The following is a 22,546-nucleotide window of genomic DNA, read 5'->3' as shown; positions in this document are numbered from 1 at the left end:
TATGGATTTTCATAAACAACTACAAAAACAAATCAAAAAGTATCTACCAAATGAATTGGTAAATGATCCAATGTTGCAAACTTTTCTACAATCCATTAACGATTCCTATTTTTCATTTGAAAGAGATAAAGAATTGATGGATCATTCGTTTCAGGAAAGCGAGAAAGAATACCATGAAATCAATCAAAATTTGAAAAAAGAGTATGCTTTAAAACAAGAATCCATTTCAAATTTATACGACAGTATTGAAACTTTAGACGACAGTTTTTTAGGAATAAATCCAGATGACAATGTTGATGATTTACTCTTTATTTCGAAGTATTTGAACCAACAAATAGAATCAAGAAAAGCAACTGAAAAAAATCTATCAAGAACAGTAGAATTATTAAAAACTTTATTGGCCAATCTTAATTCTGGAATACTAGTTGAAGATGAAAACCGTAGTATTCTGTTTACCAACTTAATGTTCTGTTCTATTTTCTCGATACCTTTAAATCCAGAATCTATGATTGGATTTGATTGCACAAATTCTGCCGAAGATTCAAAATTGATGTTCAAAAAACCAGAACATTTTTGTTCCAGAATTAATGAAATACTAGCCAAAAGAGAAATTGTGACCAATGAATTACTAGAAACTTCGGACAATCGATTTCTAGAAAGAGATTACATCCCGATTTATATAAATAATGAATACAAAGGACATCTTTGGAAATATAATAATGTAACCGATAGAATTCAAAACCAAATATCATTAGAACAAAGTGAAGAACGAAGCAGACAGATCATGAATGCTTCGCTAAATGCTATAATCACAGTAGATGACAAAGGAGAAATAACGTTTTGGAACCAACAAGCCGAGATTATATTTGGATGGAAAAAAGAAGAAATAATAGGTAAAATATTTTCAGATTATATTGTTCCAACTTATAATAAAGAGAATTATGATAATGGAATTAAGCATTATCTGGCTAACGGTGAAGACTTTTTTCTAAACAAACAAGTAGAACTGGATGCCATCAATAAAGAAGGAACTATATTCCCAACGGAAGTCTCCATTATTCCAATCAATCAGAATGGAGAAACGTTTTTCTGTGCCTTTATTCAAGATATCTCTAAAAGAAAAGAAGCCGAAAACCAGCTTTCTCGAACTGTTGAACTCTTAAAAACATTATTAAATAACCTCAAATCTGGAATATTGGTTGAAGATGAAAACCAATACATCTTATTTTCCAATCAGCTATTTTGGGATCAGAAAAATAAAAAAACAACCCCTGAGAACGAAGAAGGCATTGATTTTTCGATAACATTTGAAGAAAATAAACTTTTATACAAACAACCCGATTATTTTGTATCGAGAGTTAAAGAAATATTAGCACAAAGAAAAACTATAATTGGAGAACTAATAGAGACAACCCAAAATACATTTTATGAAAGAGATTATATTCCTCTTTTTATTAATGACAAATACAAAGGACATCTCTGGAAATATACAGATGTTACCGATCGAATTCTAAATCAAAAACTTCTGGAACAAAGCGAAGAGCGATCCCGTAATATTATGAACGCCTCTTTGAATGCAATAATAATGATTGATACAAAAGGAAAGATTACCTTTTGGAACAGTCAAGCAGAATCTATTTTTGGTTGGTCCGAAAATGAAGTTTTGGGAAAAACACTAAATCAAACCATTATTCCAAAACAACACAAGGCCGAACATACTAAAGGAATGCAACATTATATCGACACAGGCGAAGGACCAATTTTAAACAAACAAATAGAGCTTCCAGCTATGCACAAAAAGGGTATAGAATTTCCAATTGAAATTTCAATCGTACCTATTAGAGAGAATGATGAATTGTTCTTTTGTTCTTTTATTCAAGATATTTCCGAAAGAAAAAAAGCGGAATCCAATTTAAGATTTCAAGAAGAAAAATATCGAAATATTATTGCCAACATGAATTTAGGCTTAATAGAAGTTGACAATAATGAGATTATACGATTTGTCAATCAGAGTTTTGCCACCATGTCTGGATACGAAATGAGTGAGCTTTTGGGGAAAAACCCATCAGATGTTTTTGTTTTTGGGGAAAATAAAGAAAAAATATCCTCGAAAATAGAATTACGAGAACAAGGCATATCCGACTTATATCAAGTTCCCATTAAAAACAAAAGAGGTGAACTCAGGTGGTGGACCATCAGTGGAGGTCCTAATTATGATGACAATGGAAACCTTATCGGTTCAGTAGGAATTCATTTAGATGTTACTGAGCAAAAGCAACTTGAAATAGACCTTGAGGCAGAGAAAATTAAAGCCGAAGAAGCGTCTAAAGCAAAGGAAACCTTCCTGGCCAATATGAGTCATGAAATACGAACTCCTCTAAATGCAATTATTGGCTTTTTGAGAGAACTAGAAAAACAGGAACTTACTGAAATTCAAAAAAGATACATAGAAAACAGTTCTATCGCATCCAAACATTTGCTTTCCATAATTAATAACATTTTGGATATTTCAAAAATTGAAGCAGGTGAAATGGCCTTTGAAAAAGAAGATTTTATTATTAAAAATTCTATCAAAAATGTTATCCGAATTCTAAAACCAAAAGCCAAAGAGAAAGGATTAAAACTCAATTTTAAAATTTCGGACCAAGTAAATACCGTATTAAAAGGGGACACCTTACGATTGGAGCAAATTCTTTATAACCTCATTGGAAATGCTTTAAAATTTACTTCAAAAGGCAAAATATCCATAGAATGTGAACTAATTAAGGACAATATCACCTTTCAGGAATTATGCCTATCTATATCTGATACGGGAATAGGAATGGATGAAAGTTTTATTGAAAATATTTTCAGGAAGTTTTCGCAAGAAGACAAAACCATTACTAGAAAATTTGGCGGAACTGGTTTAGGTATGGCAATTACCTATGAACTTATTCAATTAATGAATGCAAAAATTGACATTCAAAGTAAAAAAAATGAAGGAACCACAATTCGAATTTATGTCAATTTTATAAAAGGAAATCCTGAAAACATTGCGAATTTAAAACAACAAGAAAAGATGGTAGAACTCAATGGACTTTCTATTTTATTGGTTGAGGATAATGAAATGAATCGAATGGTTGCGCAAAATACGCTGCAATATTATGATTGTACTGTTACCGAGGCGGAAAATGGAATGGAAGCCATTACTATTTTGAAAAACCAAAATTTTGACATTATCCTAATGGATCTTCAAATGCCTGAAATGGATGGATATGAAACCACCCAAATTATTAGAAACGATTTTAAAGTAACTACTCCAATTATTGCGCTTACCGCCAATGCCTTTAAAGCCGAAATCGAAAAATGCAAAAAAGCTGGGATGAATGATTATGTGACAAAACCGTTTGACGAAACAATTCTGTTAAATACCATTGCAAAGTATACTGTACATAAAAAAATTGCGAATTTTAAAGAAAATAAACCTTTGAATACTGAAAATCTTTATAACCTTAACTCTCTAAACAACTTAAGCAGAGGAAACTCGGAATTTGTAACCAAAATGATTCACCTATTTATAAAACAAACTACTACTGAAATAGAAAACATCACAACCGCAATATCTGTTGATGACTTTTCCGAAATAGGCAGATTGATTCATAAAATAAAACCAAGTGTAGAAAGTTTAGGTATAAAATCTATCGAAGAGGAGATGAAATCCCTTGAAAAAGTAGCACAGGAAACTATAGATAAAGAACAAATAACGTCTCTTTTTTCGATTATCAAATCTACTTTACTCCAAGTCATTTCCTTACTTAATGAAAATGAGCTTAATAAATAATTCTTTATTTTTATTTAAATGGAAAAATTTTCCAAAATATGGAAAAAATAAAAAACATAAAAAACAGTTAATAACTTGTTTTTCAATGATTTAGAAATTTTGGCTTGATATTGGTATAGCTGTTATCAAAATAACATATACTATGAAAAATTCAGCTCAATTTAAATTCTTTATCGTAGACGACGATATGTTTTATGCCAATATGTACGAACAATACTTATTGAACTTAAATTATACGGATATTACTTATTATAGTAATGGAAATGATTGTTTAAAAAATCTTGATCAAAAACCAGATATTATTTTCTTGGATCATAATATGGAAGACATTACAGGTTTTGAAGTTTTGAAAAAAATAAAAAGACAAAATCCCAATATTTATGTGGTGATGATTTCTGGTCAAGAAAATATCATAACAGCAGTAGACGCACTAAAATATGGCGCTTTTGATTATATCATAAAGGATAAAATGGTTTGTGAAAAAATGGATTTAATTATTTCTAAAATCATAAAAGTAAAAGAAGAACTCAAAAAAACGAATCCTTCTTTAACAAGACGATTTTTATCCATTTTCTAGGATTATTATTAAACAGTACCCCAAATGAAAACAATTTTAAAAATACTTTTACTGTCTTTATTTTTTACATCTTGTAAAACAGAAAATCTATTGGTCAGCAAAAAACCTGTTGTAGATCAAGCTGCATTTCTATATGATTCAACGTATCAATATAAAATAAGAGTAGATGACAAACTGTCTATTTCTGTTTGGGGCGAAGATAATTTGAGCGTAGGTTCGGTTTATGGAATTTATGATTCAAATGAAGTATATGGAAAATGGCTTATGGTCGATACAAATGGCAGTATCGAAATTCCAAAAATTGGGCCAACTATTGTAGTAAACAAAACAATTCCTGAATTGAGAGAAGAATTGAGAACTGCTCTTAAAAAATGGCTGGTGAATCCAATAGTAGATATCAAAGTATTGAATAAAGAAATTACAATTCTTGGTGAAGTCAAAAATCCAAATACCATAAAAATAGATAAAGATCATGTGACACTATTCGAAATGATCAGTAAATCGGGAGGTTTCGACTTTTATGCCAACTTAAAATCAATTAAAATACTTCGCCAAGTAGGAACAACTGTAAAAATAACCAATCTTGACTTGACCAATGATAATGATATTGTAAACACCAATATACAGCTTCATCCTGGCGATGTAGTAATTGTTCCTTCCAAAAAGAACAAAGAATTTGACAAACGTATAGCCACTATTATACCTCTTACCACCACGATAACATCAGCTGCGATTTTAATTGGCTTATTTTAAAAAAGGAAACATGAACGAAAACATACGATTACTTAAGCCTTTTTTAAGAGGATTACCAATCATCATCTTGGTCATGGTTGTATCTGTTTTGGCGGCCAAAAAATATTTAAATTATGTAACTCCTATGTATGAAAGCACCACCATGCTTAAACTTGCCGATGTGCAAGAAGGAGTGCCAAGTGCTAATTTATTCAAGGATCTTGATGTATTTGCATCTGCCAATAAAATAGCGACTGAAATTGAAGTATTAAAATCAGCAAATTTGATTCAAAAATCTTTAAAAGAAGTCCCTTTCAATAAAGAAATATACAGAAAAGGCGATATGCTAACCGTTGAATTGTTTGGCAACTCTCCCATTTTGATAGAAGGTACTTTTCAGACCGAAAAAGCATTGGACAAACGCTATTCCTTAAATGTCATTTCGGATAAAGAATTTCAGTTTTTTTACCCTAATTCAAATCAAAGCATACCCGGGAAATTTGGCAAACCTTTAAAAATTAATGGTGCTACCTTCTTAATTACATTAAACGAACCTTTTATTCTATCCAAAAAAGAAGTAAAAATAATTGACACTTACGAATTTGAATTTTTGAGTAACCAAAAATTGATGGAAAAAATCAACAAAAATTTAGATATCGTCCCGGTTGACAAGGATGTACCTGTGATTCGCATTAATATGAAAAGTAATGTGCCTGAGAAAGCAGCTCTTTTTGTAAATAAATTGGCCGAAATGTATATCAAAGATTATATCGAAAATAAGTTTCGAGCCGCAAATACCACAGTGGATTTTTTACAAAAAGAAATCAGTAACTCAAATAAAAAATTATCCAGTTCTGAAAATAATATTCAAAATTATAGAGATAAAAAAAACATTGTCAATGTAAGACAAGAAACCGAAACCGATTTACGCAAAATATCACAATTAAAAATTGAGCAAACCAATATAAAAATGAACCTAAATGCGATCAAAGATTTGAATAAATATATCGCAGCCGGAAAAACAAATTATTTGGATTTGGCTCCCAATTTTGAAGCTTTTACTGATTTACTTTCAACAGAAATGGTAAAAAACATCAAAAAACTACAATCGGACAAAAAAGATTTATTGATGACTTATACACCCGAAAATGAAAAAGTAAAAATTATAGATGCAAAACTAAAAGACCTCATCGATTATCAAATTGAAAGTATCAAAAACACGGAGAAAAATTTACAAATAAAATACAACGATCTTACAAATGACATAACCGAATCAGAAAAAGTATTTATCGGTTTGCCTGAAAAAGAAAAAGAATTAACCATTTTAAACCGAGAATTTAATCTTTATGAATCGAATTATAATTTTTTGAATGAAAAAAGAATTGATGCTGAAATTGCACGATCTGCAAAAATTGCTTTTCATAAAATTATCACTCCAGCCGAAATTTCGAAAACTCCAGTTTCTCCTATTCGCGGAATAATAATTGTAGTCGCTGCATTGATGGGATTGTTTGGATCTGTTGTTCTGATCTATATTGTTCATTTTGCAAAAGCAAAAGTAAATGACATCTATACCATCGAAAAAAACAGCACTATTCCGGTAGCAATAGCAACCCCTTTTTTGAAATCAACTTCAGAAATTAAAACTAACTTTTTGAAAGAAGCCATTCAAATGGAGTTGAAAGGAATGATAAAAGACAAAAATATTTTGGCCATAAGTTCTTATGACAGTGATAAAGATCATTTATTTCACTCCAAAAATTTAGCCTTTGCTTTCAAAAAACAAGGACGAAAAATCGTTGTATTTGATGTAACAGGACAATTAGAAAATGAGTTTGAAACTGCTGAATACCGCAATTTTTCAGATCCAAAATACTTAAGCTATACCAAAACTGCATTTCAAAATGAAATTCAGGAAATAATGAGCCATTTTGAGTTGTGCATCATTCACAATCAAGCTATAAAAGAAGACAAACTTGCGTTGCTTTTTATGAGTTTGGCAAGCGAAAACCTAATTGTTTTAGACAGCCGAAAATCTGCCGAAAAAACAGTTCTAAAAATCGAACTATTAAAAGATGAATACAAATTACCAAATGTTTGGTTTGTATTAAATAAATTAAACTACAGCCCAAGCGTGTTTTTTGAAGTAAAAAAACTTTGGAAAAAATACATTACAAAATAAAATGCTAAACATGAGCCTACTAAAAAAAATAGTGTCATCTCCCACTCTCTTGGTCTTTGCTGACCAAGCAATTAGTAGTGGAACCACTTTTTTGTTGACTCTTTTTTTGGCTCAAAAATTAGACAATAGGAGTTTTGGTGTGTTTTCGGCCATAGTTTTGGTCAGCTATTTAATCGTTAGCATTACAAATGCCTTGCTCATTCAACCTTTTCAGGTTTCCATTTCTAGAATAATTGAAAAAAAACAATACCAGGTTTTCTTGACTTATGGATTGATAGGATTGTCTGTTTTAATATTTTTTATAATTCAATTTGCAGTGCTTTTTTTATCTAATGGCAATGAATATCGTATAAATACTTATGCTATAAGCTGTTTCATATTGGGTTTTATCATAAATGATTTTTTCCGAAAATTACTTTTAGGCATTAATAAAGTAAAAATTGTTTTTGCCATGGATTTTATTTTTTTGTTGTTAATAGTTGTTATTTTTTACTTGGATGAGACAATTCAATTATCAAATGCCCTTTGGATCATTGGATTGTCAAATCTTATTACTGCGTTACCGGGAATGTACTTTATTGCGAAAAACTTTGAACGTCCCAGTTCTTGGAAATTATTCTTAAATCATCATTTTGCTCAAGGCAAATGGTTGTTTAGTGTGGCTCTTTTGCAGTGGTGCTCCAGCAATTTTTTCGTATTGGTTTCTGGTGTCTATTTAGGTATTGAAGCCCTTGGTGCTTTACGATTGGTTCAATCTTTTTTTGGGATTCTAAATATAGGACTGCAAACAATTGAAAACTATTATTTGCCAAAAGTAGCAGCAATTTATAACGAGAATAGCGCTAAAGCAAAGAAATATCTATTGGAAATCACCTTATTTGGAGCATTGTTATTTGCTACCCTTTTGAGTATTTTTTCCATTTTCTCTAATGAAATAATTGTTTTGGCAGGTGGTCAGAAATATCAAAACTACGGTTATGTGGTCCGAATTATTTCGGTTTTATACTTCTTTATTTTCTTGAGTTACCCCATTCGAATAGCGGTAAGAATATTGGTGTTGAACAAAATATTCTTTTTTGGATATGTGCTTTCATTCGTCTCTTCTTTAATTTCTTTTCATTTTTTATTAAACAGTTTTGGTCTTTATGGAGCAGTTTCGGGACTTATTATGAATCAAATCATTATGATTTTGTTTTGGCAAAATCAATTGAAAAAAAATCAATTTCAGTTATGGAAATAATTCACATCGTATTAGGAAAAGCAAATCCTCAAAGAATGAATGGCGTTAATAAAGTAGTGCATCAATTAGCGACCAAGCAAACTGAATTTGGAGAAAAAGTTGCAGTTTGGGGCATTACCAAAGATTTAGAAAACAATTATGGTGAACGCAATTACAAAACCCAATTGTTTTTAAAACAACGAAATCCTTTTGCCATTTCTGAAGAATTAAAAAGCGCCATCATCCAAAAAAAAGATAAAGCTGTATTTCATCTTCACGGTGGTTGGATTCCTGTTTTTTATACTTTGTCTAAATTATTGCACCAAAACAACATCTCTTTTGTTTTCACTCCTCATGGTGCTTACAATACAATTGCCATGCAAAGAAGTTCTTGGAGAAAAAAAGTATATTTCTTATTATTCGAAAAAACAGTACTCAACAATTCATCAAAAATTCATTGTATTGGTCAAAGCGAAGTTATTGGTTTAAAAAGGATTTTCAAAAACAGCAAATCTATTTTATTACCCTATGGTTATGAGAATGAAAAGATTGTTGTAATAGAAAAATCGACTAACCCTGAAATTATTTTTGGTTTTATCGGTCGGTTGGATATTTATACCAAAGGTTTAGATACTTTACTCGAAGCCTTTCAGAAATTTCAAGAAAAAGTACCCAATTCAAAACTTTGGATTATAGGCGATAGCCCAGAAAAAGTGCTATTAGAACAACAACTAAAAGGCAAAGCATTTGCACAAAACGTTGTTCTATTTGGCAGTAAATTTGGAGAAGAAAAAAACGACTTACTTCAAAAAATAGATGTTTTTGTACATCCTTCCCGCAATGAAGGGCTACCACTTTCAGTAATTGAAGCAGCTAGTTTTGGAAAACCTTGTATTGTAACCGATGCGACAAATATTGGTCAATTAATTACTAAAAACCAAGCAGGAAAAACTATATACGCACAAAGTAGTAATTTACTGGAAAATGCTATGTCGGATTTATTCTCTTGCTGGAAAAATCCAAACTATTTTATCGAAATGCAATACAATGCCATCAAAATGGTGAAACAAAATTACAATTGGAAACAACTTATATCTCGGTTTAACATCGAATTATACCATTAGTCATGCAAACCAGTACCACCATTCACGATGCTTTCCTAAAAAAAATAAACAACTATATGTTTATCATTTTACTATTGATGGTAGCCTGTTTTTTTACCTGGAGTGAAAATATAAACATTACTAGAGCTATAAAAGTGGTGGGCAGAATGGGATTAATGCTATCCTCCATTGGTATTTATTATAAAATTATACGCTACGGAGCGGTAAACACTTTGGGCTATAAAAATACTTTTTCTCCATTACTCTATTTAGGATATTTGGGTTTAGGCTTTTTGTCTTTTATGTGGAGTACCAACCCTGGCTTTAGTGCTTTGCAATGGTTTATGACTTTTCAGAGTTTTGTTTTTGCCTATTTTTTTATAAAAAGCATCAAACTATTAGACTCTTTTTTTGAAGGTCACAACATTCGTTTGTACCATCTTTTGGGGAATACCGTTTTCGTTTTACAATTAATTTTTGTGGTGGGAATGTGGATTGATCCAGATACTTTCTTCCGATTAACAAATGGAGGAGAAGAAGCGCGTTTGGGTGGTGTAATGATGAACCCGAATGAGCTTGGTATGCTTGCTGGAGTTGGTGTGGCCTGCTTAATCTTTGATTTGTACCGAAAAGAAAACAAAGCGTGGACCATTATCAAAATTTTGGTTATTTTCTATGCCTTATTCATGACGGGATCACGTTCTTCACTAATTGGTGTTTTAATAATCATCTTTTTCCACATTAATCAAACCAAAAAACAAGGTTTAAAAATGGCGATAATTGGATGTGTTTTATTGGTAATTCCATTTGCCATCAATCAAATCATTCTAAAAGGAGGAGACAAAGCTAGAATGGAAGAAATATTAACTTTAACAGGGAGATTACCATTTTGGCAAGCGCTAATTTCCGAAGGACTTCCAAGGGAACCACTATTGGGTTTTGGGTATATGAGAATTGATTATAAAGAATTTTTTCAAAGTGTACATACCTATCCAGGCAAAATGACGCACAACACCTTCATGCAAGTACTGATGAACTTAGGATTTATAGGTTTGTGTATTGCCTTACTCCAAATGTTTTTTACCTTATGTGCTTTCACTACAGAGAACAAAGAAACACGCTTAATGCTCATTGGAATTTTAATTCCTATTATTATCAATTCTTTTACCGAGTTTGGAATTTTTGGCGAAAGCAACTATGGAATCATGTTTTACCAAATGATAATTTTCTCGGTTTCTTTTAAAAACAATCCCCATTTAACCTCACTTCAAAAACTGTATTTAAGAAAAAGAAGACCTGATTTAGTGATTTAAAATTTCCAAAAAACAAAATTTTTCCAAATAATGGAAAATAGTGCGATAGCAAAAGCCATAAAACCCTTATAATACAAGGGTTTTTATTTTTTGGCACGGTTTTTCTAATAGTCATACTATAAAACGAATATTATGGAAGCTATTTTTAAAACTCTTGGATACACTATTTCTAAAGCCTCAATTAATTCTACAGAAAAAGTAGTCGAATTTCTTTATATCAAAAATCCTGATGGCACTCCAAGATGGATTTGGAGTAAAACCCAAAATCAACCATTATTTTTAAAATTCTATTCCACTAGCAGTATTAGAGCAAAAATGTTTGCGGCAATGATTCGTGTATTGTTTTATGCAAAACTTCAAAAATTAGTTTTCCCTAGCAAAAAGTTTTTTGTTGTAAACAAACTGAATCCATTATTCAACTTAAATGATAACTGGGCTTTATTTACCGGTACAGTTGGCCCCAATAATAAAGCCATTTTATATACTAATAATTCATTTTATAAAATCGCCACTTCCCTTTCTGCGCAAAAATTAATAGACAATGAGCATCAAATGTTGCAAGAAGTTCATGGATCAATTCCAAATTTGAAAACTCCACAATCCATCAAAATATCAAATGAAATAATTCTCTTAACGGATGTTTCAAAAGATGGTAAAAGATCCAAAAATTGTACTCCAACACACCTCAACATTTTATCAGCCATAAGTTCTAAAAGAAGTAATACCATTTTATTAAAAGATTGGAAGTTTTATAAAACCTTAAAAAATAATTTTAAAAATTTAAATGACGATAGAATCCCAGTAAATATGATTCGAAAGATGAACATCCTTTTAGATAATGCGAACCCATATGAAAAAGTAAACCTTACACTTTCCCACGGCGATTTTACACAATGGAATATGTATAAAGTAGACGAAACAATCGCTCTTTATGACTGGGAACTTGCCAGCTTTGATCGGCCAAAAGCTTTTGATTATTTCCATTTCATCATTCAAAATGGCGTTATGGTCGAACGAAAAAGTTGGACAGAAATTTATAAATCCATAAAAGAAAACTGTTCTGGCGCATTTGCAACTACGCTATTTGATAATGATATTGATCAAATGAAACAATACTTAAAATGGTATCTCATATTGAATTGCATGTATTATCTGAAAGTATATGCTGCACAACCCAAATGGCATCCACAAATCGAGTGGTTACTACCCGTTTGGAATGAGGCTTTGAATGAATTTATATCCGATGAAAAATCTGCTAGAGAATTACTGATTATGGATGTTTTTGATTGTATTCAAAACCAAGAATATGCCGGTTTGAAACTAGAATTTGGTTTTCCTGAATCCTTAAACGAGAATTCGGATATTGACTTGATTGTAAATAAAAACACCAGTAAAAGTTTAGTCTATTTTCTAAAAAAACATGCATTAGTCTCAAAAATCAAAACCAATAAAAAATCGTTCATGACTAGTATTCTTGTTTTTTTAAAGGATGGTTCATTATTGGCGTTAGACTTAATCACACAGTTGAAAGTAAAAAACATTGAGATAATGGATGCAAAAAAATTAATTGCAAGCGGTTCTCGAAATAGATATGGCGTTAAAAATGCATCAGATAGAGATACGGCACAATTTATCGCTTTGTTCTATTTACTCAATGGTTCAAAAATTCCAACAAAATATCTGGCAACCCAAAATTACATTAAAAACACTACTTCTTCTTTTGATATAATGCTTCAAAATAGCCCGAAAGAGGTGTTGAATTTTATTAAAAAAGAAAAACCAAATACCTCGTTTCATTACATCAAAAACACAATGAATTATTTAATGGATACCCTAAAAAACAGCTTGAACAACAAAGGTTTTGTAATCACGTTTAGCGGTGTTGATGGTGCCGGAAAATCTACTGTCATAGAAAATATAGCGGTAAGAGTCGAAAAACAATTGCGCAAAAAAGTGGTTGTATTGCGTCACCGTCCTTCGGTTTTGCCCATATTGAGTGTTTGGACAAAAGGGAAAGAAAAAGCACATCAAGACGCCATAGAAAGTTTACCAAGACAAGGAAAAAACAATAGTTTGGTATCTTCTTTATTTCGATTCTCTTATTATTATACGGATTACATTTTGGGTCAGTTTGTTGTTTATTTCAAACACATTTTTCGAGGTTATGTGGTAATTTATGACCGCTATTATTTTGATTTTATAAATGACAGCAAGCGAAGCAATATCGAATTACCAAAGAAACTAACGGTGTTTTGCTATCGTTTTTTATTAAAACCAAAATTCAATTTTTTCCTTTTTGCAGATGCGGACATTATTTTAAAAAGAAAGCAAGAATTGAGTAAAATAACCATCGAAAAATTAACTCATGACTATCATTCATTATTCGAATCGTTGAGTTCAAAAAGTCATTTCTCAACTTATGAAACCATTAACAACATAGAATTGGAAATTACTTTAAATAGAATAGTAGGTACTTTAATACAAAATGAAAAATGAAAACACTCCTCTTAAAAATCATCCAATTAAGAAACCCTACCTTTTTCTTTGATGAAGCATTAAATTCTGGCGCGTTGATTCAATTTATTTGGATTCAAATTTGGAGTTTATTGAGAGGGTGCAAAGTTCTTTTTTTGTTCCGAAATCCAAAAGGAATGTTGCTGGGAACTGGGGTTTCTTTTTTTAATAGTTCCAAAATAAAATGGGGTAAATTTCTAAGATTAGGCAATCAAGTCTCTTTGTCTGCTTTGAGTAAAAATGGCATTCAATTGGGCGATAATGTAAGCATTGGAGCCTTTAGTCGGATTATTGTTTCTACTTCATTACACGATCTTGGAGATAAAATCATCATTGGCAACAGCGTAGGAATTGGAGAATTTGCGTATTTGGGTGGTGCTGGCGGTCTTGAAATTGGCGACGAATGCATTGTTGGCCAATACTGGAGCTGTCATCCCGAAAACCACAATTATGAAGATTTGAATGTTTCTATAAGACACCAAGGAGTGACTAGAAAAGGTATTAAAATTGGAAAAAATTGCTGGATTGGAAGCAAAGTAACCATACTGGATGGAGTACAAATAGGAGACGGTAGCATCATAGCCGCTGGGAGTGTCGTAAACAAATCATTTCCTGAGAATAGTATAATTGGTGGTGTTCCTGCCAAACTTTTAAAAAATAGAAATCATGAGTAACAAAACTATAGTAGCCACTTGCTATGCCATAAATCCATACAAAGGCTCTGAAGACGGAATGGGATGGAATTTTGTTTACCAAATTGCCCGTTTCAATAAAGTATTTGCTGTTACAAGAGAAAATAACCAAGAATCTATAGAGAAATATATGAGTCAAAACCCAGACACTGTATACAACAATATTACATTCCTTTATTTTGATTTGCCCTATTGGATGCGATTCTGGAAAAAAGGTGGCCGCGGTGCAATGCTGTATTATTATATGTGGCAAAAAGGAATTGTGCGTTTCATCAAAAAGAAAAATATTGATTTTGATATCGCGCACAACGTAAATTTTCATAATGATTGGACCCCGAGTTTTTTATATAAATTAAAAAAACCAATGGTTTGGGGACCTGTAGGCCATCATCCCATTATTCCAAAACAGTATTTAAAATTGGCGTCCACTTCATTTAAAACAAAAGACAGTTTAACGTGGCTAGTAAAAAATTTCTTTTGGAAATTGTCACCTGCATTGAACAAAACCATCAAAAATGCCAATCATATTTGGTGTATGAATAATGGTGTTCCAAGTGCTTTAAAACTAAAAAATGAGTCGTTCTCTATTTTTCCATCAGTAGCTTCGGAGGATTTTTATACTACTGTTATTCCAAAAAAGGAAAACTTCCATATTATAAGTGTAGGTCGTTTTGTGACTCTCAAAGGATTTGATTTAACGTTGCACGCTTATGCTGCTTTTGTTAATTCGCTCACATTATCCGAGAGAAAAACATGCAAACTTACCCTAGTGGGATCTGGACCTGAAAAAGAATTATATAAAAAAATCATGATTCAAAACAACATTCAAGACTATGTTGAAATTATAGAATGGATTGACCGATCTGAATTAATGAAATTATATGAAAAATCGGCTGTTTTTTTATTTCCATCCCATGAAGGAGCAGGAATGGTTGTCGCTGAGGCATTGTCCTTTGGGTTACCCATCATTTGCCTGGACAACGAAGGTCCAGGACAATATATTGACAACAATTGTGGATTTGCAATTCCTAAATCAGATTACCTCGAAACAATTACTGATTTAAAAAAAGCCATTCAAAAATTATATTCAAATCCAGATTTATTACATCAAATGAGTATAAATGCAAGAAAAAAATACGAAGAAAAATTTACTTGGAATAGCCGAGGTCAACATTTACAAACCATTTATAATCAATTATAGCCATGAGAATTATAGCCATCCATTTATTAAACGATTATAGCGGAAGCCCAAAAGTATTAATGCAATTACTAAAAGGCTGGACTAAAAAAAATATAGAAACTCATCTATACACCTGCAGCGGGAGAGATGGATTTTTATCAAATATTACACAGGTAAAAAACCATTTTTATTGGTATCGTTTTGCTAAAAATCCCTTTATCCGACTATTGTTTTTAATGACAAGTCAATTTCTCCTTTTTGTTAAATTACTTTTTAAATTACAAAAAAATGATATTGTCTATATCAATACTGTTCTGCCTTTTGGAGCGGCAATTGCAGGCAAATTAAGAAGTTGTAAAGTCATGTATCACATTCATGAGACTACGATGAAACCTAAAATATTAAAATTATTCCTTTTTGGAATAGTTAAAATAACGGCTTCTGAAGTGGTTTATGTCTCCAATTTTCTGGCCAATCAGGAACCTTTGAAAGTGAAAAAAAATGTAATTTATAATGTTCTGGAAAGCAGTTTTATCAAACAATCCCGCTTGAATTTTAATCCAGAAAAACGATCCAAAATAGTCCTAATGATTTGTTCGTTAAAAGCCTACAAAGGAGTAAATGAATTTCTAAAACTGGCACAAGTTAATTCAAAATTCACCTTTAAACTGGTTGTAAATGCCTCTCAAAATGAAATCAATGATTATTTTAAAAAAGAAAATATTCCGAGTAATTTAATTATCTATCCTACTCAAAAAGATACGCATTCCTTTTATAAAGAAGCGAGTGTGGTACTCAATTTATCCGATACTAATTTATGGGTTGAAACATTTGGGTTAACCATTCTTGAGGCAATGGCGTATGGATTACCAACGATAGTGCCTCCAATTGGAGGGGTTATAGAACTTGTTGAAGAAGGTAAAAATGGGTATTTAATAGACAGTAAAAACATTGCTCTTATTTCAAAAAAACTAAATGATCTTTTGCTAAATTCTACATTATATTCTCAAATGAGTGAAAGCGCATTGGCCTATAGTAAGTTCTTTTGTGAGGACTATTTTGAAAATGAATCTACCCGAATTCTTTCCAATTAATTGCAAATATTCCAAAATATGGAAAATATTTAATTGTGCCAATTTAATGAACCCCCTGTTTTATTGGATTTGTAAATAATAGCATGATTATTGGCATACTAATATCAAATGGAACTAACATGAAAAAAGATAAAATAGCCATCATTGGCACAGTAGGATTACCCGCAAAATACGGCGGATTTGAAACCCTCGCAGAACACTTGGTAACCCATTTGTCTGATCAATATGATTTTACGGTTTATTGCTCTCAAAAAAAATACAAAAAGGAAGAGCAAGTCAAAAATTATAAAGGTGCTAAACTAAAGTACATTCCGCTTGAAGCAAATGGTGTACAAAGCATTCCTTACGATACGATTTCAATACTTCATGCTGTATTCACTTCAGATGTATTGCTTATTTTGGGAGTGGCTGGTGCTTGGATATTGCCATTTGTTCGTTTATTTTCCAACAAAAAAATCATTATCTCCATTGATGGTATTGAATGGAAAAGAGATAAATGGTCTATGTTGGCTAAACTGTATTTGTGGTGGGCCGAAAAAATGGCGGTTCGATTTTCGCATATTGACATTTCTGACAATGAATCCATACAAGATTATACTGCACTACGATACGAAACCTTAAGTCGAGTGATTGAATATGGAGCCGATCATACGCTTGAAGTAAAACCTACACTTCAAGATATTGAAAAGTATCCTTTTTTAAAAAATGATTATGCTGTAAAAGTTTGCCGAATCGAACCCGAAAACAATGTCCATTTGGTTCTGGAAGCCTTTAAAATGCAACAAGAAATAAATTTGGTAATTGTTGGCAATTGGAACAACAGCGATTATGGAAAACTATTAAAAGAAACCTACATGAGTACCCCAAACATTTCCCTTTTTGACCCCATTTACAATCAACGAGAAATCGATTTAATTCGAGGAAATGCCACTTTATACATACATGGCCATTCGGCCGGAGGAACAAATCCTTCACTTGTAGAGGCCATGTATTTGGCACTTCCGGTTCTTGCTTTCAAAGTTTCTTATAATATTACGACAACAGAAAATAAAGCAATATATTTTTCAACATCGAAAGAATTAATCCAAAAACTAAATACGCTATCAATTGCACAAAAAGAGGTTTTAAAATATGAAATGAAAAGCATTGCCAATCGAAGATATACTTGGAAAGTAATTGCCAAACAATATGAATTATTAATTCAAGAAGCTCTAGTTACAAAAAACAAACATAGCGTACATGCTGAAATAAAAAGTTTAGAACTTTCCTTTTTACAAGAATATCAATTGGCGCACTTACACAATAACTTCTTGTTTTATGAAAATCGATAATTATAAAGTATACCTTTTTAAAAAAGAAAAATTATGAAAACTAATATTATATATGCATCGTTTGGAATATTATCATTTCTACTTACTTTAATTCTTATTCCATTTTTTAAAAAAATAGCAGTAAAAGTCAATCTTGTAGACAAACCCAATTACAGAAAAATACATCAAGATGCTGTTCCTCTTGTTGGTGGAATTGCAATTGCAATCACTTTTTTTCTAGTATTCGCTATTCAATCTTTATTGTTTACCTATACAAAAGGATACATAACCATATTAGTGTCAGCATTTATACTTTTAATCGTCGGCATTATTGATGATAAAATGGATGTAAAAGCTAAATACAAATTAGCGATTCAATTGTTATTGTCGTTTATAATTGCTGCCTCTTCTATTCGAATTACATCTCTTTTTGGTTTATTTGGTATTTATGAAATTGCTGTTTGGGCACAATATGTGTTAACGATCATTGTGATTACAGGTGTAGTCAATGCTTTTAATTTAATGGATGGTGTTGATGGCCTTGTTGGCGGCTTATCATTACTAGGATTCACCATGTTTTTGCTATCCTCCTTTTATTTCAAAGATGCAAATTTAGGGTACATTAGTATTGTATTTATCGGAGCAATTATTGGTTTTTTAAGGTTTAATTTGTCGGCAAAAAAAATATTTATGGGTGATGCAGGCTCTCTCTTTTTGGGCTTTATATTAATTTCCTTAGGAATACAACTCATGGAAAAACAATCAAATGTAACAAACACTAGTTATGGTTATGGTTTTATATTATTACTGGCTTTCTTTGCTATCCCAGTATTGGACTCCTTAAGAGTCTATATGGGGCGCATTAAAAGAGGAAACTCACCCTTTAGTGCTGATAAATCTCATCTACATCATTTGCTATTGACTGCTGGCTTAACTCACAAAAAAGTTTCGATAGTAGTAGTTGCACTTAGCTTGCTTTTCTATTTTATTGGTTTTGGGCTAATTTCCTTTTTCTCCATTACTTTAATAATTATAACTACTTTTTTGGTGTTTTGGTCCATTATTCGGTTTTTATTAATGATAAAAGAACTTGAGGAATGGAAAAATACTTTAAAAAAGTTAGAACAGCGATAATTCCAAAAACAAATCTTGAACGTGAAGATCCGCCGAAGGTTTTACCACCCTTCGGCTTCTTTTTGAATTTTCTTGGTTAAACTTATAAAAACCAAATCATACGAATGATCGATCAATTCTTTCACTAAAACATCTGGAACATCTTGATTTACAGCAATTGTATTCCAATGTATTTTGCTCATGTGAAAACCGGGTTGTATGGCATCGTATTCGGCTCGTAGTTCTTGTGCGCGTTCGGGATCACACTTAAGATTCACGGAAGGATTGCCTTTTTCCCATTGCAATAAAGAGGATAAAGCAAACATTTTTCCGCCTACTTTAAAAACTAAAGTGTCTTCGTCGAAAGGAAAATGTTCCGTGACTCCTTTTTTAGAAAGGCAATATTCGTAATAGGTTTCTAGGTTCATATTTAATTATTTTCCGATTTCGCCCAAATGGGTAAACTTAAAACCCGATTCATATTTCAATCCATAACCAAACAATCTATCCATAGACGAATGGGCAAATAAAACTACTCCTGAAAGCTGAATTGCAGTATTAGAAAAATAAATTCCAATCAAATATACCGCAATGGCAATGCCTCTATGATGAGCCAAATTATAACAAAAAGCACCAACTTTATCTCCAAATACATAGCCAATCATAGAGAAATCTGGAACTAAAATTAAGACCAAAAACCACCACCACGCATAGTTCAATTGGCTAAAAAAATAAATACCGAGTATAAATAACCCTAATTCTTCGAGTTTAACAATTGTCTTCATCATACTATTTTTTCCATCATTCTTTCTGGGTGTGCCAAAGCTTTGAAACCAAATTTCTCATATAAAAAATGAGCATCTTTGGTTGCCAATCTCCATATTTTAATATTTTGCAAAATAGGTTCTTCCATCATTGCCGAAACCAAAATAGACGAATATCCTTTTCCTCTATGTTGTTCAGTTATAAAAACATCCATCACATAGGCAAAAACCACATAATCGGTAATTACCCGAGCAAAACCAATTTGTTGCTCATCCAAATAAATACCAAAACAAACCGAGCTGTCAATTGTTTTCTGCACTTCTTCAATTGTTCTGCCCGCAGCCCAATAAATATCTTTTAGAAAATTTTGAATAAAAGGAATATCGAGTTTCTTTTTATCGGTGGAAACTTGTATCATATCTGGTATAAAATAGGTTTACTCGGACTCGCATCGTTCTCGAAAGAAGCAATTTGCAAATTCAACAAATAACTTCCGTCTTCTATTTCATCAGCGACATAAATCATTTCGGTAATCGTGCAATCCAAGCGTGCACTAGCATTTAAATTGTTGACATCTTTTACATTCCAAAATGCTTTGTGTGCCAATAATTTTCCTTCATCGTGCTCTTTGTCCACACTCGGTAAATCGATCAGCAAATGCTTAATTCCGCTTTCGCGAATGAAAAGTGCGGCATCTTCTGCCAAATAAGGCGGGTTGGTATTAGAATATTTCTGTGATTTTTTTATTTTAAAATTGGGTAATGTTCGAATAATGATTGCTTCAGGAGTTTTCAAGCCCAATGCTTTTTTAACCTGATTTCTGCTGATCACCCAGTCTTCCGCTTGCATTTCCGGCACAATTGAAACCAGTTCGGCCAAAAAGAAAAACTGTTTCAAACATTGATTGATGCTGTAAAACTCTCGAGTAATATGACCCAGGCATTCTGTATGCGTTCCATGACCGTGCGGATTGAAGGAGATGTTATTGAAATTTGTAGAGGCTCCTTCTTTTATGCTTCCTATCCAATCACCAAAAACAACGGGTTCTATTACTGGTTTTTCGATGTACCAAGCAATTGGATTCTCGTCTGAATTAGTTAACGGAATCGAAATATCAATCGGTTTTGATAGATCGACTTTAAATTCGTTGTTGATGGTTGCTATCATAATTGAACGCGGATTTTACAGATATACTAACGCGGATTCTACGGATTATTATCAGCGTTGCTCGCATCCGTTTTATCAGCGTTCTTTTTCATTCCAAATTTAAATAAAACAAATCACTTGCAATTCCATCTGTCAAAAATTTTCCTTTTGGAGTTGGTTTCAAAATCTTCTCGATACTATTCCGCCCAAAAGCGGAATCACTCGAAGTGACGATTTCAAGTAAGTCATCGTCAAGAAACTTCTGAGCTTGTTTATGCAAATAATCAAGATAATCACTTCCGAATTCAGTTTCAATTCTATCCAAAGAAACACCCCAGATCGTTCGCAAACCAGTCATAATATATTCGTTGTAACGGTCGGCAACGGAGAGAATCTCAATTTCATTGGGTAATTTATCTTCCTGTATGGATTTTAAATACAAGGAATTATTCGAGACATTCCAGCTTCGAGAAACACCGTCATAACTATGGGATGATGGGCCAATCCCTAAATATTTCTTTCCCAACCAATACCCTGAATTGTTCTTTGAAAAATAATTTTCTTTTCCAAAATTGGACAATTCATAATGGATAAAATTGTTTGCTTCAAGCGTTTCGACAAGAATCTGAAAATGCGCTTCGGCTACTTCGTCATTGGGTTTGGCTATTTTTCCAGTTTGAATGAGTTTATTCAAAGCCGTTTTGGGTTCGACAGTCAAGGCATAACTGGAAATATGCGGTATTCCAAAAGACAAAGCAGTTTCGATATTATGCTTCCATTTTTCATTGCTCATTCTTGGAATTCCATAAATTAAATCGAGGGAAATATTATCAAAATAGTGTGTCGCTTCTTCCAGGCATTTTTTGGCCTCCACCGAATTATGAGCACGATTCATCATCTTCAAATCGTCTTCAAAAAAAGATTGAATACCTATACTGAGTCGGTTGATTCGGCTTTTGGACAATTCTGCAATTCGCTCACTTGTCAAATCATCTGGATTCGCTTCAAGGGTAATTTCTGGATTTTCAACAACGCTATAATGATTGTAAACTTCGGCAATCAAAAATTCAATTTCTTCCGTTGTCAATACCGAAGGTGTTCCTCCACCAAAGTAAATGGTTTCAACAAGTTCATTTTGAAACTCAATTTTGCGCATTTGCAATTCTTTGGCTATAGCCAAAACCATCACTTCTTTCTTCTTCATTGAAGTCGAAAAATGAAAATCGCAGTAATGACAAGCCTGCTTGCAGAAGGGTATGTGTATATAGATGCCGCTCATTTAGTAGTGTTCAGTGTTCAGTTTTTTAGTGATCAGTCTAGGATAAGTGGTCAGTTTTTTAGTGGTCAGACTTATTGAATTTCGTCAGATTATTACTGAATACTAAAAAAACTGAACACTAATTACTCTTTCTTTACTCCAAACTTCTCTGGATTTAATATCATATAATTAACGAGTTTACCAATTTCTAAACTCTCCGAAATAAGTTCTTGATAAATCGTCTCTGAAATATACTTACACGCAAATGCAAATTCTAACCAAACTTGTGTTTCTGAGTTTTCGCCGTCAGAATCGGTTAATTTACTGTGAAAATGTCTTGGATAAATTCTTTTTCTATACGCTTCGGCAATAGTAACAGGAACACTTCTGGATGAACGTCTAATTTGATCAGTCAATGAATAGGTCTCTTCTTTTGGAAAGCTTTTTGTTATTTCAAAAATCTTCATTGCTAACGAAAATGATTTTTTAAAAGCTAATAAATCCTGAAATCTCATATATGGATTTTTT

The 22,546-nt window shown here is 32.1% G+C and carries 19 protein-coding genes; 13 read left to right on the top strand and 6 right to left on the bottom strand.

Translation table 11 applies throughout. The features are described 5' to 3' along the window. Position 1 precedes the first annotated feature (1 nt). The 13 genes from OYT91_RS15280 to OYT91_RS15220 all read left to right on the top strand — a co-directional run bounded on the left by OYT91_RS15280 (position 2) and on the right by OYT91_RS15220 (position 18,870). Entirely contained in the window at positions 2-3,820 is a 3,819-nt protein-coding gene (locus OYT91_RS15280) for a PAS domain S-box protein (RefSeq protein ID WP_281238646.1), read from the top strand. Positions 3,821-3,962: 142 nt separating this feature from the next. Next, positions 3,963-4,397, top strand: a complete 435-nt coding sequence (locus OYT91_RS15275) for a response regulator (protein ID WP_281238645.1) — start codon at positions 3,963-3,965, stop codon at positions 4,395-4,397. Positions 4,398-4,421: 24 nt separating this feature from the next. Continuing rightward, on the top strand, positions 4,422-5,150 hold the full coding sequence (locus OYT91_RS15270; RefSeq protein ID WP_281238644.1) for a polysaccharide biosynthesis/export family protein: 729 nt from the start codon (positions 4,422-4,424) through the stop codon (positions 5,148-5,150). A gap of 10 nt (positions 5,151-5,160) precedes the next feature. After that, entirely contained in the window at positions 5,161-7,311 is a 2,151-nt protein-coding gene (locus OYT91_RS15265; protein WP_281238643.1) for a GumC family protein, read from the top strand. Between the two features lie 10 nt (positions 7,312-7,321). After that, a complete protein-coding gene (locus OYT91_RS15260; RefSeq protein WP_281238642.1) occupies positions 7,322-8,551 on the top strand; it encodes a lipopolysaccharide biosynthesis protein in 1,230 nt (409 codons plus the stop codon). Beyond that, positions 8,542-9,654: a glycosyltransferase family 4 protein gene (locus OYT91_RS15255; RefSeq protein ID WP_281238641.1), complete on the top strand. Its 1,113-nt coding sequence runs from the start codon at positions 8,542-8,544 to the stop codon at positions 9,652-9,654. Before OYT91_RS15260 ends, OYT91_RS15255 begins: the two co-directional genes overlap by 10 nt. 2 nt (positions 9,655-9,656) lie before the next feature. Then, positions 9,657-10,946, top strand: a complete 1,290-nt coding sequence (locus OYT91_RS15250) for an O-antigen ligase family protein (protein ID WP_281238640.1) — start codon at positions 9,657-9,659, stop codon at positions 10,944-10,946. Positions 10,947-11,078: 132 nt separating this feature from the next. After that, entirely contained in the window at positions 11,079-13,442 is a 2,364-nt protein-coding gene (locus OYT91_RS15245) for a nucleoside/nucleotide kinase family protein (RefSeq protein WP_281238639.1), read from the top strand. After that, entirely contained in the window at positions 13,439-14,134 is a 696-nt protein-coding gene (locus OYT91_RS15240; RefSeq protein WP_269224077.1) for an acyltransferase, read from the top strand. Before OYT91_RS15245 ends, OYT91_RS15240 begins: the two co-directional genes overlap by 4 nt. Further along, the gene (locus OYT91_RS15235; RefSeq protein ID WP_281238638.1) at positions 14,127-15,353 is read left to right on the top strand and encodes a glycosyltransferase family 4 protein; all 1,227 of its coding nucleotides are present in this window, start codon (positions 14,127-14,129) and stop codon (positions 15,351-15,353) included. The genes OYT91_RS15240 and OYT91_RS15235 overlap by 8 nt, the downstream gene beginning before the upstream one ends. Before the next feature lie 2 nt (positions 15,354-15,355). Beyond that, positions 15,356-16,426, top strand: a complete 1,071-nt coding sequence (locus OYT91_RS15230) for a glycosyltransferase family 4 protein (protein WP_281238637.1) — start codon at positions 15,356-15,358, stop codon at positions 16,424-16,426. A 119-nt stretch (positions 16,427-16,545) separates the two neighbouring features. Next, complete coding sequence (locus tag OYT91_RS15225) at positions 16,546-17,757, top strand: DUF1972 domain-containing protein (RefSeq protein WP_281238636.1); 1,212 nt, start codon at positions 16,546-16,548, stop codon at positions 17,755-17,757. A gap of 33 nt (positions 17,758-17,790) precedes the next feature. Further along, positions 17,791-18,870, top strand: coding sequence for a glycosyltransferase family 4 protein (locus tag OYT91_RS15220; RefSeq protein WP_281238635.1), 1,080 nt, complete (start codon positions 17,791-17,793; stop codon positions 18,868-18,870). 41 nt (positions 18,871-18,911) lie between these two features. Here the strand turns inward: OYT91_RS15220 and OYT91_RS15215 are convergent, their stop codons facing one another. The 6 genes from OYT91_RS15215 to OYT91_RS15190 all read right to left on the bottom strand — a co-directional run bounded on the left by OYT91_RS15215 (position 18,912) and on the right by OYT91_RS15190 (position 22,533). Beyond that, on the bottom strand, positions 18,912-19,277 hold the full coding sequence (locus tag OYT91_RS15215; RefSeq protein ID WP_281238634.1) for an MmcQ/YjbR family DNA-binding protein: 366 nt from the start codon (positions 19,275-19,277) through the stop codon (positions 18,912-18,914). Positions 19,278-19,283: 6 nt separating this feature from the next. After that, entirely contained in the window at positions 19,284-19,634 is a 351-nt protein-coding gene (locus OYT91_RS15210) for a DUF4260 domain-containing protein (protein WP_281240389.1), read from the bottom strand. Further along, a complete protein-coding gene (locus OYT91_RS15205; protein WP_281238633.1) occupies positions 19,634-20,032 on the bottom strand; it encodes a GNAT family N-acetyltransferase in 399 nt (132 codons plus the stop codon). The genes OYT91_RS15210 and OYT91_RS15205 overlap by 1 nt, the downstream gene beginning before the upstream one ends. Then, positions 20,029-20,781, bottom strand: coding sequence for a cyclase family protein (locus tag OYT91_RS15200; RefSeq protein WP_281238632.1), 753 nt, complete (start codon positions 20,779-20,781; stop codon positions 20,029-20,031). The genes OYT91_RS15205 and OYT91_RS15200 overlap by 4 nt, the downstream gene beginning before the upstream one ends. A gap of 88 nt (positions 20,782-20,869) precedes the next feature. Then, entirely contained in the window at positions 20,870-22,039 is a 1,170-nt protein-coding gene (gene hemW, locus OYT91_RS15195; RefSeq protein ID WP_281238631.1) for a radical SAM family heme chaperone HemW, read from the bottom strand. A 122-nt stretch (positions 22,040-22,161) separates the two neighbouring features. Continuing rightward, positions 22,162-22,533 carry a four helix bundle protein gene (locus tag OYT91_RS15190; protein WP_269224090.1) on the bottom strand — a complete coding sequence of 124 codons (372 nt, stop codon included), beginning with the start codon at positions 22,531-22,533 and terminating at the stop codon, positions 22,162-22,164. Positions 22,534-22,546: the final 13 nt, after the last annotated feature.

Origin of the sequence: Flavobacterium praedii (genome assembly GCF_026810365.1) — a bacterium.
GTDB classification, from domain to species: domain Bacteria; phylum Bacteroidota; class Bacteroidia; order Flavobacteriales; family Flavobacteriaceae; genus Flavobacterium; species Flavobacterium praedii.
Note: the sequence above shows the minus strand (reverse complement) of the source record. Positions and strands in the feature narration are given on the sequence as shown.

Bases quoted from the DNA above. Each gene is read 5' to 3' on its own strand.
- OYT91_RS15260 (WP_281238642.1), top strand. From the start codon at position 7,322: ATGAGCCTACTAAAAAAAATAGTGTCATCTCCCACTCTCTTGGTCTTT.
- OYT91_RS15230 (WP_281238637.1), top strand. From the start codon at position 15,356: ATGAGAATTATAGCCATCCATTTATTAAACGATTATAGCGGAAGCCCA.
- OYT91_RS15225 (WP_281238636.1), top strand. From the start codon at position 16,546: ATGAAAAAAGATAAAATAGCCATCATTGGCACAGTAGGATTACCCGCA.
- OYT91_RS15245 (WP_281238639.1), top strand. From the start codon at position 11,079: ATGGAAGCTATTTTTAAAACTCTTGGATACACTATTTCTAAAGCCTCA.
- OYT91_RS15200 (WP_281238632.1), bottom strand. From the start codon at position 20,781: ATGATAGCAACCATCAACAACGAATTTAAAGTCGATCTATCAAAACCG.
- OYT91_RS15270 (WP_281238644.1), top strand. From the start codon at position 4,422: ATGAAAACAATTTTAAAAATACTTTTACTGTCTTTATTTTTTACATCT.
- OYT91_RS15265 (WP_281238643.1), top strand. From the start codon at position 5,161: ATGAACGAAAACATACGATTACTTAAGCCTTTTTTAAGAGGATTACCA.
- OYT91_RS15190 (WP_269224090.1), bottom strand. From the start codon at position 22,533: ATGAGATTTCAGGATTTATTAGCTTTTAAAAAATCATTTTCGTTAGCA.
- OYT91_RS15280 (WP_281238646.1), top strand. From the start codon at position 2: ATGGATTTTCATAAACAACTACAAAAACAAATCAAAAAGTATCTACCA.
- OYT91_RS15220 (WP_281238635.1), top strand. From the start codon at position 17,791: ATGAAAACTAATATTATATATGCATCGTTTGGAATATTATCATTTCTA.
- OYT91_RS15275 (WP_281238645.1), top strand. From the start codon at position 3,963: ATGAAAAATTCAGCTCAATTTAAATTCTTTATCGTAGACGACGATATG.
- OYT91_RS15255 (WP_281238641.1), top strand. From the start codon at position 8,542: ATGGAAATAATTCACATCGTATTAGGAAAAGCAAATCCTCAAAGAATG.
- OYT91_RS15210 (WP_281240389.1), bottom strand. From the start codon at position 19,634: ATGAAGACAATTGTTAAACTCGAAGAATTAGGGTTATTTATACTCGGT.
- OYT91_RS15240 (WP_269224077.1), top strand. From the start codon at position 13,439: ATGAAAACACTCCTCTTAAAAATCATCCAATTAAGAAACCCTACCTTT.
- OYT91_RS15235 (WP_281238638.1), top strand. From the start codon at position 14,127: ATGAGTAACAAAACTATAGTAGCCACTTGCTATGCCATAAATCCATAC.
- OYT91_RS15250 (WP_281238640.1), top strand. From the start codon at position 9,657: ATGCAAACCAGTACCACCATTCACGATGCTTTCCTAAAAAAAATAAAC.
- OYT91_RS15205 (WP_281238633.1), bottom strand. From the start codon at position 20,032: ATGATACAAGTTTCCACCGATAAAAAGAAACTCGATATTCCTTTTATT.
- OYT91_RS15215 (WP_281238634.1), bottom strand. From the start codon at position 19,277: ATGAACCTAGAAACCTATTACGAATATTGCCTTTCTAAAAAAGGAGTC.
- hemW (WP_281238631.1), bottom strand. From the start codon at position 22,039: ATGAGCGGCATCTATATACACATACCCTTCTGCAAGCAGGCTTGTCAT.